Origin of the sequence: Nocardia sp. SYP-A9097 (assembly GCF_009649815.1) — a bacterium.
Classification (GTDB): Bacteria; Actinomycetota; Actinomycetes; order Mycobacteriales; family Mycobacteriaceae; genus Nocardia.
In genome coordinates, this window is the sequence record NZ_WJIC01000101.1 from 1 (window position 1) to 576 (window position 576).

1 pseudogene is annotated in these 576 nt (G+C 66.7%); it reads right to left on the reverse strand.

From position 1 onward, the window contains the following. Positions 1–505: pseudogene (locus GFY24_RS40920) on the reverse strand (IS5 family transposase); the annotation flags it as partial. Positions 506–576: the final 71 nt, after the last annotated feature.

A 576-nucleotide genomic window follows, 5' to 3' on the forward strand; every position in this document is an offset into this window, starting at 1 on the left:
GGAATCGCCTTCACCAGCGGTCGCAATGCGGCGGCATCGTTGGTGTTGGCCGCTGAAACTCCCACGGCCACAGGTATTCCCGCCGGGTCGGAGAGCACATGGATTTTGGAGCCGGATTTGCCGCGATCGACCGGATTCGGCCCGGTCATGGGGCCCCTTTTTTGGCTCGCACGCTCGCCGCGTCGATCACCACTCGCGACCAGTCGATCAAGCCCTCGCCGCCCAGCTCGTCCAGGACCGCGCGGTGTAGCCGCCGCCAGAGCCCGGCCTCGGTCCAATCGGTGAACCGGCGGTGCGCGGTCGGCACCGTGACCCCGAACGAGGGCGGCAACAGCCGCCACGCACAACCACTGGTCAGCACGAACACGACCGCCGTGAACACCGTGCGGTCAGCGACAGGCTCGGTGCCCCCGCCTTGTGGTCGCGGTTCGAACTTGGGCACCAGCGGTTCGACCACCGCCCACAGCTCGTCGGGCACCAGGCGCAGCGACAACTCGTCGGTCACGGCCGAACATCATGCAGCACAACCCATCACGACACGCCAGAAACCAAATTCGACGACGTGAGACGCCGTCT